This window comes from Sphingobacterium sp. UBA7855 (assembly GCA_002500745.1).
Classification (GTDB): domain Bacteria; phylum Bacteroidota; class Bacteroidia; order Sphingobacteriales; family Sphingobacteriaceae; genus Sphingobacterium.
Genome location: DLST01000018.1, coordinates 157,227 through 173,793, shown reverse-complemented (window position 1 = coordinate 173,793; position 16,567 = coordinate 157,227). Strand labels below are relative to the sequence as shown.

Genomic DNA, 16,567 nt, shown 5'->3' with positions numbered 1-16,567 from the left:
TTACAGTTGGCGGTCTTTATGGCGATTGTTTCTTTATCCTCCGGGATGCTATTATCCTTTTTGATTTTACAACCTATTACTTTAGACAAAAAACTATAAATATGGTTTAATCGTAATTGTAAAATTAATAAGGATATTTTGCCACTAGTGGAATCTGTCTTCCTGGGCCAAATGCTTTTGGACTGATCCGCAGGATAGGAGGAGCTTGAAAACGTTTGAATTCAGCATTATTAACCAATTTACATATCCTTTCTACTAACGATTGTTCAAAGCCCATTGCTACAACCTCAGATCCTGATTTCTCATTTTCGATGAGTTCAAAGAGTATTTTATCCAATAACTCATATTCCGGTAATGAATCTGAATCTTTTTGGTCTGGTCGAAGTTCTGCGGAAGGCGCTTTTTCAATGGTATTTATTGGAATGATTTCCCGTTCTCGATTGATGTAGCGCGCTAAATCATAGGCTTTGGACTTGTAGACGTCACCTATTACAGATATAGAGCCTGCCATATCACCATAGAGTGTGCCATAACCCACAGCAGCTTCACTTTTGTTGGACGTATTGAGCAGGATGTGACCAAACTTATTAGAAACGGCCATCAAAATTACTGCACGGGCGCGTGCCTGTATATTTTCCTCAGTAGTATCGGGTTGTAAATTCTCAAAAAGAGGGGCCAGGCTATGCTCGTAGGCATTAGCAATATCTTTGATGGGAACGATACGATGTTTGCAGCCAGTACTGTCGACCAGATCCATGGCATCTTTTATCGAATGGTCGGAAGAATAAACCGATGGCATCAATATGGCGAGTACATTATCGGCCCCGAGAGCCTCGCAGGCCAAGGCAGCAACCAAAGCCGAATCCAGTCCGCCCGATAGGCCTAAAACTGCCTTTCTAAAACCAGATTTTTGAAAATAATCACGAAGGCCCAGGACTAATGCATCATGCACCAGCTCCATTTCAGATTTAGGATGCTTTGGAGCAGCTGTGGTTGAGATTATGTTTTGTTGATGATAGGTTATAAATTGGAGATCCTCTTCAAAGCTTTTTAGTTCAGCGACCGTTGTGCCTTCATTATTCAATGCAATGGAGCGTCCATCAAAGATAATATCCATATGAGCACCAATTTGATTAACATAAATCAGCGGTCTGCCCGACTTTTTGACCTGCCGACTAAGAACGTTAACGCGTTCCTCAAAATGCGTATAGGAAAAGGGAGAGGCCGCAATGTTGATGAGTAGGTCTGGATTTTCTTTTCTCAGTTCTGCCATGGGATCGCCAACGTACGAATTGCCACCCTCGTCATCGTCCCAAAGATCTTCGCAAATTGTTAGGGCAATCTTTACGCCGCTCAGTTCGATGCAGTTGAAAACTCTATTAGGTTCGAAATAGCGATATTCATCAAATACGTCATAATCAGGCAAAAGACCTTTTTTAATAACATCTTTTACGATTCCATGCTCGATAAATACAGCAGAATTGTAGAGTTCTTTGCCCTCAGGATCACCGTTTTTGACGGGTGCTCCAATGATACAGGCAATATCCTGGCAATGTGCGGCGATTTGATGAATAGCTTCATCACATTGATGTTTGAATGCCTTATTTCTTAACAGGTCCTTGGCGGGATATCCGCCAATTGCGAGTTCGGCGAAGATAATAAGATCGGCAGCTGCTTCTTTGGCCTGATGGATGGCGCTAATTATTTTTTTAGTATTTGCTTCAAAATTACCGATATGGTAATTTAACTGTGCTAAAGCTATTTTCATATGCTATTGATCGTCTAAAAATAAGATACCTGCTTATGGAGGATCTTCTCACAAATTTATTTCTTTTTTTTGATACTAAGCTTCCTCTTATTCGAATAAAGAAAAGTTAACCAAGAGAAATCGATGTTTGCACCCTGTATGTTACCGATGTGGCGATATATAGGGGTATTTGTAAGGTATACATAGAAATAAGCTAGGGCAATTGAATCGAATGGGGCCGCTTCTTTAAAGCAGCAACAGCCTGTAGGCAAATCGGGGGGCGAGAATGAATAGTTTTAACAGTATGAGATATGCTAAATTGTTTTAACATAATTTTAACAACGTTAAATGCTGTTAAATTTCTTGACATGAAAGCAGATGTATAGTACCTTTGATATATCAAAAGAAACGAAAGATATTAAAAATAATATATAAAGAACTTTTCATAATTTAGGTTAATAATTGGTTAGGTAAAGCTCGGAGTTCCCCACTTCGAGCTTTTTTATTATAAACATTTCACATTCGGTTTTGCCCCCAATTCATTTCCATCCCGCCTAGATTTGTTGATGTATAAGAGGGATCCATTTGTTATTTTTTATTTGGAAGTACTAGAATTCATCAAGGTAGCATATCGAAAGTTTGTAGGAAATTACTTCGATGAGGAAGATGTAGCTTACATATTGTCTTTAGATAGGTAGCTCTGAATCTAGTTAGAATGCATACCGACACATTTAACTTCACGCTGCTTTCAGGCTGAAGTTTTTCAGATCCAATATTGAAATATCATACACATGCGATTAATTGGGGCTGATTGATAGCCGAATCGACTTCTTAAATGCAGGAATTTTCTAAAAGCTATTAGGTATTTGCAGGTCAATTGATATAGTGATTTACGTTCGAGGTGTTGTAAGGTAAATCAGGCTTTTTTCCGAACACGGGTTGATGGATTCAATAATAAATAGCAATGGTGCTTGGATTTTGAATCCTAACACCATCGTATAGAATAGCACTTATCTAGTTAAAATATTTCTATTTTATGTCTACCACTTCAATCACGAAGTCCAAGGGTGAGTTTGCAGGAATTGGTCCTATCGCGCGATTTCCATAACAGAATTTAGAAGGCGCCATGATATGAATTTTAGCACCTTTTTGAAGCCCTTTCTCTGTCAGTCCACCGAGATCTACATCACCTATTTTTTTAGGAGCAAATGCGAATGTCCAAGCTGGTATAAGCGTGCTCTCGAAAGGATAATTATAACCGGTATTGGTGAGGAGCTCAAAGCTAGCCGTTTTATCGGTTCCAGTTTGGTCGAAAATACTGCCATTTAATAAGCGACCAGTATACTTTACAGTTGGATTAACTTTAAAGACTTTAGCATTTAAGGTATCCACAATTTTATATTGATAATTTCCTGTGCCTTCAGCCAAAATTTCATACCAAATGCCTGTCTCGCTATTGTATTGGGCATCGGGATACTTTTGGCTGACATAATTTTTAAGTGCGACAGAGTCTGTTTTAAATTGTGCAGCTGCATCGTAAATCGGCGCATCATCACTTTTGGCACAGCTAATAATAAGGAAAGCGATTGCTGTAATTCCTAAAAATAATGGTGATAACAATTTTTTCATGGTATTATTTGTTAGTTTTTCAATAAGCAGCCATTTCATTGTGAAATTGGCCTAGCAAATGTATGTGATTTTTTTCTTTTTGTATATTTACGCCTAAATAATTAACAAATTGATACATTAATTTACATTTCTGTATTAAGATCTGCTAAAAAAAGCCATTCTCATTAAGAAAATGGCTTTTTTTTGTACGGCTTATTTGTTTAGTTGGAGGTAGCAGCTCCAATACTTAACAATTCGATTGTATACACAACTGGTGTATTCTTAGGTACTGTCACCTTCTCACTGCCTTTGGTATATTCATTTTGATCAAACGAATAATATGAAGGCGCAATAAAAGTAATTTTATCTCCTTTTTGTAATCCTTTTGGAAGTAATCCGTGTGGATAATAATCTATGCCATTCTGTTTAATTACAGGAGGCGTAAAGGCTCTCATCCATCCTACATTATATATATTGATGGCTTTGTATATATCAGTATAAACAGCTGGTGAACCAACTGGATTTTTATCAAAAACTCTTCCATCCATTAACTCTCCTTGAAAATTGAAAGTTGCCGCAAAAGGTGTAATCGCAGGACCGTTATTTGTTAAAGTGATACCATATGTATAAGGTGTAGCGGTTTCTTTAGCATATTCGATTTTGTACCAAATACCTTTTGATAGCAAAGAGTCTGAACGCTTAGCGTCGTTACCCCACTTCTGTTTCGCGTAAGCTTCCAATAGAGGTGCTTGATCTTTATATAAAGAATCTTGTCTTGCTTTTTCCTTTCTTATTGCTTCTTCTTGTTGTTTGTAATAGGCGTCCCAATCAAAATTATCTTTATTACAAGCTGTAAAAAGAATACCAAGACACAAAAACGCCATTAAAAATTTTGTGATATTTTTCATAATTTCTTAAAGTGTGTATTAATTATAAAACTCAAAACGCAGACTGGACAAACTTCGCTACATCAAATGTTAAATTATTCTAAAAAAGCATATAACTCTTTTGAATTCAAGTATTTTTGTCGTATGCTTTTTAAATGAAATTTAGAGTCCAGCCTTAAAATACTCGGAAAGACAAACTGTTTTCCCCGCAGTAATTGTACTGCTAATGGATGGTATTTCCCTACTTTCTTTTTTCTGCTCAGTGGCTTCCATATGCTGTTGTCGAAAACAATCTCTTCGGTAGATTCGGCATCGTACTTCACCGCATAGTAACGCCGGTTAATTAATTCAATAATTTCTCTTTTTGTAAAGATTTCTTGCTCCATTTTTCTGCAATAGCTACACCAATCGGTATGAATGAAAAGTAGTGTCTCCCTTGGCTCCACTGCGAGTAAAGAATCAAGCTGTTCGAAGCTGATCCAATTAATCCGCTCTTGTCCAAAGTGACAGAGCGGATAAAATAGCATCATCGACATAATGTATATTTTGCTGAATTGCTTCATAGATCAGTTATTGTTTTTTAATGGAAATGGCCAACGCGCAAGCCAAAGGTAAATGTCCGTGGACGAGTCGGACCATAGATATAGTCTGAGTCTCTCAATGGTCCCTTGTCAAAGTCTTTCTGAAAAGCATTGAACATGTTTTGTATACCGCCGAAAATTTCAATACTAAAATCTTTATGTATGGGTAAGGTATAACCCAGCCGCAGATTTAACTCGACGAAGTCGCGTGCGTCTTTCAAGGTCATCATATCGTTTTGGATATGAGGAACAATCATCTTTCCGGTGTAGACTCCGGTCAGATCGATCGCAAATTGTTTGGTCGCTTTTAAATTACTATTCATATAGCCATAAATATTGGGTGTACGGACGTATTTCTTGGTCAGGATGTCTTGTCCATCTTCCCTTCCCTCGTAGATAAGTTGATCTTTTTTATAGCTTGAGCGCTGAATGGTCCCACCGGTTTGGATAGAAAACCAAGATGATGGTGCAATATTGATCTCAATATTAGAGCCATATACCCGGGCACCCTCACCGTTTTGCATCTCCTGGGTGATCAATCCGTCTTTTTCTGATGCCATGACATTGACAAATTGATTGTTTAGATCCGTATAAAACCCCTCCACAAGCAGACTCGTCTGTACATTTCCAAAAGTTTTGTTGTAGCTAAAGGAACCTGTATACGCATTGGAATACTCCGTTTTTAGATTTTCACCAATCAACACAAATACTTGATTGCCACCAATGGAAGTGACATGCATATCCTCGTTAAATGCCTGGGGCGCACGGAAACCGCGGGCATAGCCCCCTCTAAATTGAAGGTCCTTGGTGATATCATATAAGATTGTCAACCGTGGGCTAAAAGTGCCAAAACGCTGATCTGAGTTTCGGTCTGTACCTGCAAGACTGTATTTGCCATCGACATAGGTATAATCGTATCGCGCTCCGATCAAGGTTTTAAAATTGCTTAAAGGCTTCCATTCGTATTGGGCATAACTGCCTAATCCCCTGTTTTGCTGATCAATGGTTCGTTTGTACCCCGGTATGTCGTCTTGGGTATCGTTGTACGAGAACTCCACTCCGGCGGTAAATACATCGCGTTCAAAGTTGTAAGTATACTGTCCTCCTGCGACCAGCGCGATATCATTTGTCTTTCCGTATGCATTGGCAGCTAATATGCTGTCGGCGAGTGTTGATCCGCCCCCTAGGCCGCCATAGTAGCTGTCACGAACGGTTTTCTGTACAGAGCCGTAAAGCGACATTTTCTGCTTGTAATCGGTAGAGTAATGATCATAGGTGATTCCGCCAACAAGCGAACTGGTTTCCAATTGCTCTGTGATTTGCGTCAAGTGGGGTACTTTATCAAGCTGATCACCACCGCGACGGAACTCATTCACTGTGCTAAAATCTACCGTTATTTTATCTAGATCACTCGGTTTGTAAAATATTTTTGTGCCAAAAGTAGTGTTTCGAAGTTTGGTCATTTCCGAAAAACCATCTCCATTAGCATCATATGCTTCCCGATTACGGTGCATGCCGTAGAACGTCGCACCTCTCTTGAGGTCTTCTGCGACCGTCGAGGTGTTAAAATCAACCGTATTGTCCCAGCTTCTGCCACCTATGAGTGAGTTGGTTGATTTTACCTGCCAGTCATTTTCTACCGGATCTTTTGTAATAATATTAATTGTCCCAGCAATCGCATTGGCGCCAAATAATGCCGAACCGCCACTTCTTACCACCTCAATACGATCGATCATACTGGTGGGAATCTGGTCTAATCCATATACGCTATTCAATGCGGAGAATACGGCTCTGCTATTGATCAATATTTGTGAATAAGGACCTTCTAGACCATTCAGCCGGACTTGTGAAAAACCGCAATTCTGGCAATTGTTTTCTACGCGTACCCCCGGCTGATAATTCAGTGTTTCAGACATGGCGACAGATTGTGTCGCATTAAATAATTTGGGACCTATGACATTCACAACCACGGGAGCATCCTTTCGTTTGACGCCGTAACGTGTAGCAGAAACAACAACCTCATCCAAATTGAGGTTGTCTTCCTCCAGTTGAATATGTAATGGAGCCTTTAGTGTATCAAGGGAGATAACCTTGCTGATTGAGCGGTAGCCTACTGCAGATATATTTAATGTTACTTTTTGCATCGGTATAGCAGACAACTTGAAGTAGCCCGCTGTATCAGATGTGGTCGCAAGCTTGCTGTTTTTTAAAGTCAGTGTGCCGGAGGGAACTGCTTCATGGTTTTTATTGAATAAATAGCCTTCAAGTTTCGATTGGGCATATATAGTGGATGTACCCGCCAGTAATGCGGCGAATAAAGTGTATTGCTTTAGCATAGTAATTTTATAAAAATTTTAAAAATACAAGCCTCGCATCCCATTGTCTATAGCGCGCTATGAACAGCATTCAAGGTGTTGAATACGGATAGGAAACAAGAAAATAACTTGTTCTTATATAGGGCTATTGTACCAAGGAGTTCATTGAAACCACTGTAAGGTAGTCCAACGAAGGGTGTCGCCTTGGCATCAACGACAATTCTCGAAAAGGAGGCCAATAAGAAATTGTATCAAAGAGGTCGTACCGATATAGTCATTCCGTGGTTTAGCAATGCGTTACTGGACGCATACGGTACGTTCCGTTTATTAGCGTCGAGTACTGCCATTTCAGACTACCGGTTTTCGAAATCTCTGATGTTGGTTTTATACTATGCTGGGGGGACCACGTAAGTGGTAATGATCGATAGTTAACGTAATTGCTTCCGGACAAAAGGAACTATAGCGTACCTGTCTTACTTCGCGGGGAATTGGAAGTTCAAGGACGGTAAATTCGGTTTGTACGTAGGTGTTGTGATAGATGACATTCAGGTATTCGATTTGGTCATCTGTTTCTTGGGGCTTTTGTTTCTTGGTAAAATCATAAGGGTGGGTGTGCATGACAATTTCACCTGTAGATTTTACCTCTTTGTGCATAAAAACAACACCTGAAATAATAATCAGCGACATTAACACCAATTGGCATAATGCGATAAGCTGACGTGGACTTCTGGTTGTTTTTCGGTACATAAAAAAGCGTTACTTTTTTAGGGTAACGCTTCAAAATTACGATTTTATTTTATCAGTATAAAGCTGTATGGATTAAATAAATATTAAGTATGCCTATTTTTGAAACCTTAATGTTCTCCATCCTTACATTCTAACTATTTAATCAGATGATTGTTGTCGTCTGGAAATACAAGCGAGGGTTGAAATTGTTTAGCTTCTTCGAAATCCATGGTTGCATAGGAAATGATGATGACGATATCGCCAACTTGAACCAAGCGGGCCGCGGCACCATTCAAACAAATTGTTCCCGAACCGCGTTGGCCAGGGATAACATATGTCTCAAAACGTGCTCCATTGTTATTGTTTACGATTTGAACTTTCTCGTTAGCGATGATATTTGCGGCATCCATCAAATCTTCATCTATTGTGATACTACCCACATAATTCAATTCCGCTTGTGTGACCTTAACGCGGTGAATCTTGGATTTCATTACTTCTATTACCATGGCGCAAAGTTAGGGCTTTCTACTGAATTTGAAAGATTTGTCAATTAATTTGACAAATTATTCAGAATCATATTATCGATCAGACGCACGCCCTCAACCCAGGCCGTGACGAGGGCAACATTTTGTTTGCTGAAATCGATGTGATCGACCTCCTTTAAGCTGGTACTCTCACATATGGCAAAGTATTCAACGCTCAGTCCATCTGTAGCTGTTAATATCTTCAGCGCTTGGTCTTTTATTTCCCGGAGTGCTGTAGCATCATTGATGTGGTCTTTTACGTATGTCAAGGAACGTGAAAGGGCCAACGCTATGGTTTTTCCTTCTTCACTTAATCGCATGTTTCTGGAGCTCAAAGCTAGGCCATCTTGATCTCTAATGATGGGGCATATCGCCAATTGAATAGGTAGATCCTTCATTTCAATCATGCGTTTAATAACCATGACCTGCTGAAAGTCTTTTTGTCCGAAACAGGCGATATGCGGTTGTACTAATGTAAATAATTTATAGACGACTTGAGTGACGCCCTGAAAATGCCCTGGACGTTTTTCCCCTTCCCAGATTTGATCCAGTTCGCCCAAATCGATATGCCAGTGTTCGTGTTTGTCGGGGTACATTTCGTCAACGGTTGGCAAGAAAAGAATATCACACCCCACAGCTTCCAATAGTTTGATATCGTTCTCGATTGGGCGTGGATATTTCTCGAGATCTTTTGGGTCATTAAATTGCGTAGGATTTACAAAAATACTGCAGACGCGAATGTCGCTCAATGGTTTTGCATAATTTAATAAGGATAAATGTCCTTCATGTAATGCCCCCATGGTCGGGATTAGGGCGATTTTTTGATCGGTTTTTCGTGCTTCTTGCAGGTATGCTTGGAGAGAGGCTTTCGTTTTGAAAATTTCCACTTTGCTATTTAGTTTTTGTGGGCAAAGTTGCATATAATTTTGGGAATATAAAACGATGATTAATAGTAAATTGCATAGTAAGTATTTTTTTCGTACCTTTGTAGACCGATTTTACTGTTCGAAAATAATAAATAAAAATAACTGGAGATGGCAAAAACGAAGATATTGTTTATTACTCACGAGATGTCGCCTTTCCTCGAATTAACTAAAATTTCTGAAATCACACGTCAACTTCCGCAAGCGATGCAAGAAAAGGGTTTTGAGATCCGGATCTTAATGCCGCGTTTTGGGAATATCAATGAGCGTAGAAATAGATTACATGAGGTTATTCGTCTTTCAGGCCTGAACATTGTTGTGGATAATAATGATAATCCGCTAATTATTAAAGTTGCTTCATTACCTGCGGCCCGGATGCAGGTGTATTTCTTGGATAATGAAGACTACTTTCAGCGTAAAAAAGTTTTTAGTGATGAGCATGGCGAGTTCTTTGCAGACAACAATGAGCGTTCGGTGTTCTTCTGTAAAGGAGCGTTGGAAACTGTGAAGAAATTAGGTTGGTCCCCAGATGTAGTGCACTGTCATGGATGGTTCTCTGCGTTGGTACCGGCGTATGTCAAGACGACTTATAAAGACGATCCGACATTCAAGGATGCAAAAGTGATGTACTCTTTGTTCAATGAAGAGTTTAAAGGTACATTAGGTACGAAGTATGCGGAAATGGCACCAGAGGGTTCATTCAAAGCTGAGGATGCACAGGTTTACGGAGATGGTAGCTATGAGGCTATCTATAAAGGTGCTTTGCATTTTACCGATATGGTTGTTGTGGCGGATCAAAATGTCAATACCGAAATAGTTGATTTTGCAAGATCAAAAGATATTCAGGTTTTTGAGCCTAACGGCGATCAAGACTATGATGCTTTTGGTGAAGTATATGATCAATTTGCACCGGAAGAAGTAGAAGCGTAGGCTGTACTTTTCGAAGCATTTCAAAAAACAATAAAAAAAGGTTATTTCAAAAAAATAGCCTTTTTTTATTCCGCTGGTTTTCATCGAGTCGAATTACTATTTGATTGACTTTAGTCGTGATGCCGATTCCCTAAGTCATTTGTAACAATAAATATAGCTGCGAATTGTTATCTTCGCAGTAATCTGTTATTAGGTATATATATTGATATGTGGAAATTTAAGAGAAGATTTCCTAAGTTTGATTTATAGCGGTTATACACGCCCCTAACAGCATATATTGGCTTTGTTTTAAAGGTATATCAATCGTGTGTCTCGGAATCTGTTTCAGGAGGAATAGACACCATAGTTATAATTATTGTCATGAAAATTAAGGTAGGATTTGGATTTGATGTCCATCAGATGAAAGAGGGACATCCCTTTATTGTTGGAGGCGTTCAATTGGAGCATCATGCTGGGGCCTTTGGCCATTCTGATGCAGATGTATTGGTGCATGCGATATGTGATGCCATTTTGGGTGCTGCCAATTTGGAAGATATTGGCTATCACTTTCCAAACACAGATATGCGCTGGAAAGGTATCAGTAGCTTATTGTTGCTGAAAGAATGTGTGGCGCTGATTGCGAAGAAAGGGTACACACTCGGCAATATCGATTCAATGCTGTGTTTGGAGGCTCCTAAGATCAAACCTTATATCCCGCAAATGAAAGTTAAATTGGCTGAAGCCACTGGTTTGGATATCGATGATATTTCCATTAAAGCAACGACAAATGAAACCATGGGATTTATCGGCCGTCAGGAAGGGGCCGTTGCCTATGCGGTTTGCTTGATCGAACGTGCGTAGTTCTGCTCAATATTTTCGCGTTTAAATTCTTGCTTTTGGTACAATTAGTAATACCTTTGCCAAGTAAGGATTATTGGCACACTATCTGATAGAGTGAGCATTAATGTCTTAATAGAAGTCTACAAGGGTTAAAATAATGCAGTATTCGAGTGTTAAAATAGCACAGTGGGTGTAAAACCTGAATACGCTTCGTGGCCTTTAAATGAATAATATTTACGTCTGAAATTTAGTAAATAGATGAAACGAGTATCAAAAAAAAATCAACTGACGGAAGCTGATATCAAACGATATACATTCAATTTTTGGAAGATTATCGTTGGAGTTGTTGCGATAGGTTTTCTGTTTATATTGAGTATCCGTCTTGGATTATTTGGGAAATTGCCCTCCTTCAGTGATTTGGAGAATCCAAAAAGCAATTTAGCTTCTGAAGTTATCACTGAAGATCATAAAGTACTGGGGACCTATTATGTTCAAAACCGTTCCAATGTAAAGTATAGCGAATTGTCCCCTTATTTAGTCAAAGCATTGGTGTCTACAGAGGATAAACGTTTCTATGATCACTCTGGTATAGACTATTCGCGTACATTCACAGTCATCTTCCATACCTTGACAGGTAATAAGCAAGGGGGGAGTACGATTACACAACAGCTGGCACTTAATCTCTTCTCGGATGGACGTCAGAAGAATTTTTTAAAACGAGTCATTCAAAAATTTCAGGAATGGATTACGGCGGTTCGTCTGGAGAGAAATTATACCAAGGATGAGATTATTACCATGTATTTCAATACGGTAGACTTTGGTGCCTACAATACATACGGAATCAAATCAGCTGCGCGGACTTACTTTAATACGACTCCCGACAAATTGACAGCGGAACAAGCAGCCTTGTTGGTGGGTATGCTAAAAGGTCCGGGAGCATATTCTCCGGTGCGTTACCCTGATAGATCTCGCACCCGACGTAATACGGTGTTGAACAATATGGTTGCCGCCAATTTTATCTCGGCAGAAGAGGCAACAAAAGCAAAAGAGAAACCACTTGGTTTAGAGCTTAAGATCGCAAATTACGGCGAAGGATTGGCTCCCTATTTTAGAGCGGTACTAAAAGACGAGATCAAAAAGGAATTTGCCAAGCTTTCTATTACCAAGCCGGATGGTACGCCCTATGATCTTGATCGCGATGGATTGAAAATCTATACGACAATCAACATGTCTATGCAGCAATATGCAGAGGATTCACAAAAGGAGTGGATGAAGCAATTGCAGTCTAAATTTTCCGCACAATGGAAAAATAGGGATCCCTTCAAAGGCGATAAAGCGAAGCTATTAATCAGCGGAATGAAGCGTTCTGATCGTTACCGCATTTTGAAGGAAGAAGGTTTGAATGAAGACGAAATCAAAAAGGCTTTCAATGTAAAAGTTCCTATGAATATTTTTACATGGAAAGGAAGCGTCGATACCATGATGACGCCAATGGATTCCATTAAATACAATAAACTCATGTTGCGCAATGCGATGATGTCAATGGAGCCAAAGACGGGACATATTAAAGCGTGGGTAGGGGGTATTGACTTTGACCATTTTAAATATGATCAGGTAAAAATGGGCACGCGTCAAGTCGGATCGACGGCTAAACCATTTACTTACGCGGTTGCGATTGACAATGGCTATTCACCATGTTATAGTATTCCAAACTACCAGCAAACGTATAACGGATGGACCCCAAGGGGAAATGCGCAAGGAGGAAACCCTATTACCTTGGCTAAGGCATTGGCTTATTCTCAAAACTATGCGACAGCCTATTTAGTACACGAAGTTGGTGCTGCCGAAGTCGCCGCATTGACAAAGCGAATGGGTATAACAAGTGATGTGCCTAATTATCCTTCGATCTCATTAGGTGCTTATGAAGCGTCGGTGTTTGATATGGTGGGTGCTTATTCGGCATTTGTAAATCAAGGAACCTGGATTGAACCGACTGCGATCTTACGTATTGAAGATAAAAATGGTACACCGATCTATGATAAAGCACCAAAGGTCGTAAAAGCCTTAAATAGTGAATCTGCTTATATTATTGTTGATATGTTGAAAAAGGTGGTGTCTCAGGGTACTGCTAGACGTATTCAATGGATGTACAAGCTCACCAATCCAATCGGTGGTAAAACGGGTACAACGAATGACAACTCGGATGCTTGGTTTATCGGTATTACGCCCGAATTGGTTACAGGTGTGTGGACCGGGGCGGAAGATCGGGGCATTAGTTTCGATCGCATGGAGTACGGTCAAGGGGCTGCGGCAGCTATGCCAGTATTCGCTTATTACATGCAGAAAGTATATAAAGATTCGAATTTGAAATATACCAAAGGTGATTTTGAGCAACCTCAAGGTGGACTCACCCGTGTGATAGACTGTAATCAGTACTGGGGTGGCGGAGGCTCTGATGTAGAAGATGGATCTACCGATTCGAGCAGTAAAGACGAAACTAAACTAAAAGATGACCGCTTAGGCTTCTAAGTTATTTTAAAAAAATACCAGTGGGCCAGACAATAAATTTTTTCGAAATTTGTTGTCTGGCTTTTTTGCTGAGCGTGCTTGATATTAAAACATAATGGACGTATTTGATTATAGAGAGGAATTAAAGAAGATACCGCATCGGCCTGGAGTCTATCAGTATTTTGATAAAAATAACGAGCTGATATATATTGGGAAAGCGAAAGATTTGCGCAATCGGGTCGGATCTTATTTCGTTAGTGAAAATCAGCTGAATGGCAAAACACGTGTTTTGGTCCGTAAGATTAATCGGATATCCTTTACTATAGTTGATACGGAGATTGATGCTTGGTTGCTTGAAAATTCATTGATCAAGAAACACAAACCGAAGTATAATGTCCTTCTTAAGGACGATAAAACCTATCCTTGGATTGTTATTAAGAACGAGCCTTTTCCACGCGTTTTTTGGACCAGGCAATATATCAAAGATGGTTCTCGCTATTATGGGCCCTATCCTTCGGTGGGGATGATGCATATTGTTTTGGATCTGATTCGCGAATTGTTTCCCTTGCGGACCTGCAATTTGGCCCTAACACAGGAAAATATACGGAAAGGCAAGTTTAAGATCTGTCTTGAATATCAAATAGGAAACTGTAAGGGGCCTTGCGAAGGGTATCAATCTGAGGAAGACTATGATCAGAATCTGAGCGATATTAAGGATATTCTGAACGGAAAGATCGCTATGGTGACCAATCGGCTGAAAGAAGGTATTGCTACTGCCGCGGTAGCTCTGGATTTCGAAAGAGCGCAGTTAATCAAGGCGAAGTTGGATAAGCTAGACAATTATCAGAGTAAATCCACTGTTGTTAACTCATCCATTACAAACGTCGATGTATTTAGCATCGCTTCGGATGAGGGGTATGCTTTTGTCAACTACCTGAAAGTGATGAATGGTGTGATTATTCAGACGCAAACACTGGAAATGAAACGACGTTTAGATGAGAGTGAACAGGAGCTCCTAGCCCTGGCCATACCAGAGATACGGGAACGTTTCAAAAGTCTGTCGCGGGAAATTATCGTACCATTCGAGTTAGATATTGAAGAGAACGAACGGATTCGATTTACAATCCCTAAATTGGGTGAAAAGAAGAAGCTTCTGGAGCTTTCGCAAAAGAACGTAGCATTTTTTAGGAAGGAACGTTTGTTGCAATATGAGAAGCTTAATCCGGATGTCCGCACTGAGCGTATTTTAAAGCAAATGCAAAAGGATCTTCGCATGAATGTGCTCCCACAGCATATTGAGTGTTTCGATAACTCGAATATTCAGGGCAATTACCCAGTATCTGCTATTGTTGTCTTTAAGGATGCCAAACCTTCAAAAAAGGATTATCGCCATTTCAATGTAAAGACAGTGGAGGGACCTAATGATTTTGCTACGATGGAGGAAGCTGTTTTTAGACGGTACAGAAGATTGTTGGATGAAGATCAGCCTCTGCCCCAATTGATTATTATCGACGGTGGTAAGGGGCAATTAGGGGCTGCTTTAAAGAGTCTGCGCTTATTGGGGATCGAACGGCAAGTAACGGTGATCGGTATTGCGAAGAGGCTGGAGGAGCTTTTCTATCCCGGTGACCAATATCCACTTTATCTAGATAAAAAATCTGAAACCTTAAAGGTGATTCAACATCTTCGAGATGAAGCTCACCGGTTCGGAATCACGTTTCACAGAAATCAGCGGAGCCGAAAAACTTTTGTTTCTGAACTTGAAAATGTGCCAGGCATAGGCAAAACAACAGTGGAGAAAGTGTTAACTGAATTTAAATCGGTAAAAAAGGTGAAGGAGGCGTCTGATGAAGACCTAAAAAAAGTGCTTAATCTCAAACAGATTAAAGCACTTCGTGAATACTTTGCAAAGTAACTTTAAAATAGAATAGTGCATCAGCCGAAGGTTTATATATCAAAGTCTTCCGCTGATGTATTCCATACGAATTAGTCATCGTAACCGAAACGTTTAAGGTAATTTTTCTTGCTTCGCCAGTCAGGAATTACTTTAACGAAAAGTTCGAGAAATACCTTTCCGTCGATAAACTCCTCAATATCCTGACGCGCGTAGGTTCCTACTTTTTTGATCATGGCGCCCGCCTTTCCAATGATAATATTTTTTTGAGAGTCGCGTTCAACAATAATTTCGGCAGCAATACGCGTAATATTAGCTTCTTCTTTGTACGATGTGACGATCACTTCTGTGCTGTAAGGAATTTCCTTGTCATACAGTTTGAACACTTTTTCACGGATCATTTCGGAGACAAAGAAACGCATGGATTTATCTGTCAGTTCATCCTTTTCATAATAAGCTTCGTGAATTGGTAACTTGTCTTTTATGTATTGCATTACGGCAGCAACATTATGATTCAGTTTTGCTGAAATGGCAAAAATGGTATCTGGATTTAATTTTTCTTGCCAGAATTCAATTTTTGCTTTGACTTCTTCTTCTGAAGATTTATCAATTTTATTGATCAATACAGCAACAGGAGAATTTGTTTTGCGTAATTTCTCGAGGACATCGTTCTCATCGTATTTTTCGTTGATATCTGTCACAAATAGTATAATGTCTGCATCGATCAAAGATCCTTGGACAAAATTCATCATGGATTCCTGCAAAGAATAGTTTGGTTTAATAACACCTGGAGTGTCCGAAAACACAATTTGATGGTCTTCATCGTTTACAATACCGATAATGCGGTGTCTTGTCGTTTGCGCTTTGGGTGTAATGATAGACATTTTTTCACCCACTAAAGCGTTCATTAGGGTGGACTTACCAGCATTTGGCTTTCCGATGATACTTACGAATCCTGCTTTGTGTGACATTTTTCTAAATTTTATTAGGATTACAAAGAAACAAAATATATCTTTGTACTCCAATTCGGAAGGATCATAATCTTGTTTTTTCAAAAGAAAAAAGCAATTTTGTTCAAAAATATATTGCGGGGTGGAGCAGTTGG

Annotated in this window: 13 protein-coding genes; 4 read left to right on the top strand and 9 right to left on the bottom strand. The window is 39.6% G+C overall.

Annotated elements, in window-relative coordinates; translation table 11 throughout:
- Nucleotides 1-124: 124 nt before the first annotated feature.
- From B2107_RS17150 to panC, 8 genes are all read right to left on the bottom strand, one after another.
- Nucleotides 125-1,768 carry an NAD+ synthase gene (locus B2107_RS17150; protein WP_293956906.1) on the bottom strand — a complete coding sequence of 548 codons (1,644 nt, stop codon included), beginning with the start codon at nucleotides 1,766-1,768 and terminating at the stop codon, nucleotides 125-127.
- Between the two features lie 1,008 nt (nucleotides 1,769-2,776).
- On the bottom strand, nucleotides 2,777-3,376 hold the full coding sequence (locus B2107_RS17145; RefSeq protein ID WP_293956904.1) for an FKBP-type peptidyl-prolyl cis-trans isomerase: 600 nt from the start codon (nucleotides 3,374-3,376) through the stop codon (nucleotides 2,777-2,779).
- Between the two features lie 200 nt (nucleotides 3,377-3,576).
- Nucleotides 3,577-4,263 carry an FKBP-type peptidyl-prolyl cis-trans isomerase gene (locus tag B2107_RS17140; protein WP_293956903.1) on the bottom strand — a complete coding sequence of 229 codons (687 nt, stop codon included), beginning with the start codon at nucleotides 4,261-4,263 and terminating at the stop codon, nucleotides 3,577-3,579.
- A gap of 74 nt (nucleotides 4,264-4,337) precedes the next feature.
- Nucleotides 4,338-4,805, bottom strand: a complete 468-nt coding sequence (locus B2107_RS17135) for a thioredoxin family protein (RefSeq protein ID WP_293956902.1) — start codon at nucleotides 4,803-4,805, stop codon at nucleotides 4,338-4,340.
- A gap of 17 nt (nucleotides 4,806-4,822) precedes the next feature.
- The gene (locus B2107_RS17130) at nucleotides 4,823-7,159 is read right to left on the bottom strand and encodes a TonB-dependent receptor (protein WP_293956901.1); all 2,337 of its coding nucleotides are present in this window, start codon (nucleotides 7,157-7,159) and stop codon (nucleotides 4,823-4,825) included.
- Between the two features lie 363 nt (nucleotides 7,160-7,522).
- Nucleotides 7,523-7,885, bottom strand: coding sequence for a hypothetical protein (locus B2107_RS17125; RefSeq protein ID WP_293956900.1), 363 nt, complete (start codon nucleotides 7,883-7,885; stop codon nucleotides 7,523-7,525).
- 134 nt (nucleotides 7,886-8,019) lie between these two features.
- The gene (gene panD / locus B2107_RS17120) at nucleotides 8,020-8,370 is read right to left on the bottom strand and encodes an aspartate 1-decarboxylase (RefSeq protein WP_293956899.1); all 351 of its coding nucleotides are present in this window, start codon (nucleotides 8,368-8,370) and stop codon (nucleotides 8,020-8,022) included.
- A 44-nt stretch (nucleotides 8,371-8,414) separates the two neighbouring features.
- Entirely contained in the window at nucleotides 8,415-9,275 is an 861-nt protein-coding gene (gene panC / locus B2107_RS17115; RefSeq protein WP_293956898.1) for a pantoate--beta-alanine ligase, read from the bottom strand.
- 147 nt (nucleotides 9,276-9,422) lie between these two features.
- On the opposite strand from panC, the gene B2107_RS17110 reads away from it, so the two are divergent.
- The 4 genes from B2107_RS17110 (at nucleotide 9,423) to uvrC (ending at nucleotide 15,483) form a co-directional block, all read left to right on the top strand.
- Entirely contained in the window at nucleotides 9,423-10,241 is an 819-nt protein-coding gene (locus B2107_RS17110; RefSeq protein WP_209578264.1) for a glycogen/starch synthase, read from the top strand.
- Nucleotides 10,242-10,601: 360 nt separating this feature from the next.
- Nucleotides 10,602-11,081 carry a 2-C-methyl-D-erythritol 2,4-cyclodiphosphate synthase gene (gene ispF, locus B2107_RS17105; RefSeq protein ID WP_209578265.1) on the top strand — a complete coding sequence of 160 codons (480 nt, stop codon included), beginning with the start codon at nucleotides 10,602-10,604 and terminating at the stop codon, nucleotides 11,079-11,081.
- A gap of 237 nt (nucleotides 11,082-11,318) precedes the next feature.
- Nucleotides 11,319-13,589 carry a penicillin-binding protein 1A gene (locus tag B2107_RS17100; protein WP_293956897.1) on the top strand — a complete coding sequence of 757 codons (2,271 nt, stop codon included), beginning with the start codon at nucleotides 11,319-11,321 and terminating at the stop codon, nucleotides 13,587-13,589.
- 94 nt (nucleotides 13,590-13,683) lie between these two features.
- A complete protein-coding gene (uvrC, locus tag B2107_RS17095) occupies nucleotides 13,684-15,483 on the top strand; it encodes an excinuclease ABC subunit UvrC (protein WP_293956895.1) in 1,800 nt (599 codons plus the stop codon).
- A 71-nt stretch (nucleotides 15,484-15,554) separates the two neighbouring features.
- On the opposite strand, the gene era is transcribed toward uvrC, so the two are convergent.
- Nucleotides 15,555-16,433, bottom strand: coding sequence for a GTPase Era (gene era, locus B2107_RS17090; RefSeq protein ID WP_293956894.1), 879 nt, complete (start codon nucleotides 16,431-16,433; stop codon nucleotides 15,555-15,557).
- Between the last annotated feature and the right edge of the window lie 134 nt (nucleotides 16,434-16,567).

Bases quoted from the DNA above. Each gene is read 5' to 3' on its own strand.
- B2107_RS17145 (WP_293956904.1), bottom strand. From the start codon at position 3,376: ATGAAAAAATTGTTATCACCATTATTTTTAGGAATTACAGCAATCGCT.
- B2107_RS17110 (WP_209578264.1), top strand. From the start codon at position 9,423: ATGGCAAAAACGAAGATATTGTTTATTACTCACGAGATGTCGCCTTTC.
- B2107_RS17100 (WP_293956897.1), top strand. From the start codon at position 11,319: ATGAAACGAGTATCAAAAAAAAATCAACTGACGGAAGCTGATATCAAA.
- panD (WP_293956899.1), bottom strand. From the start codon at position 8,370: ATGGTAATAGAAGTAATGAAATCCAAGATTCACCGCGTTAAGGTCACA.
- B2107_RS17125 (WP_293956900.1), bottom strand. From the start codon at position 7,885: ATGTACCGAAAAACAACCAGAAGTCCACGTCAGCTTATCGCATTATGC.
- B2107_RS17135 (WP_293956902.1), bottom strand. From the start codon at position 4,805: ATGAAGCAATTCAGCAAAATATACATTATGTCGATGATGCTATTTTAT.
- ispF (WP_209578265.1), top strand. From the start codon at position 10,602: ATGAAAATTAAGGTAGGATTTGGATTTGATGTCCATCAGATGAAAGAG.
- uvrC (WP_293956895.1), top strand. From the start codon at position 13,684: ATGGACGTATTTGATTATAGAGAGGAATTAAAGAAGATACCGCATCGG.
- B2107_RS17140 (WP_293956903.1), bottom strand. From the start codon at position 4,263: ATGAAAAATATCACAAAATTTTTAATGGCGTTTTTGTGTCTTGGTATT.
- B2107_RS17130 (WP_293956901.1), bottom strand. From the start codon at position 7,159: ATGCTAAAGCAATACACTTTATTCGCCGCATTACTGGCGGGTACATCC.
- era (WP_293956894.1), bottom strand. From the start codon at position 16,433: ATGTCACACAAAGCAGGATTCGTAAGTATCATCGGAAAGCCAAATGCT.
- B2107_RS17150 (WP_293956906.1), bottom strand. From the start codon at position 1,768: ATGAAAATAGCTTTAGCACAGTTAAATTACCATATCGGTAATTTTGAA.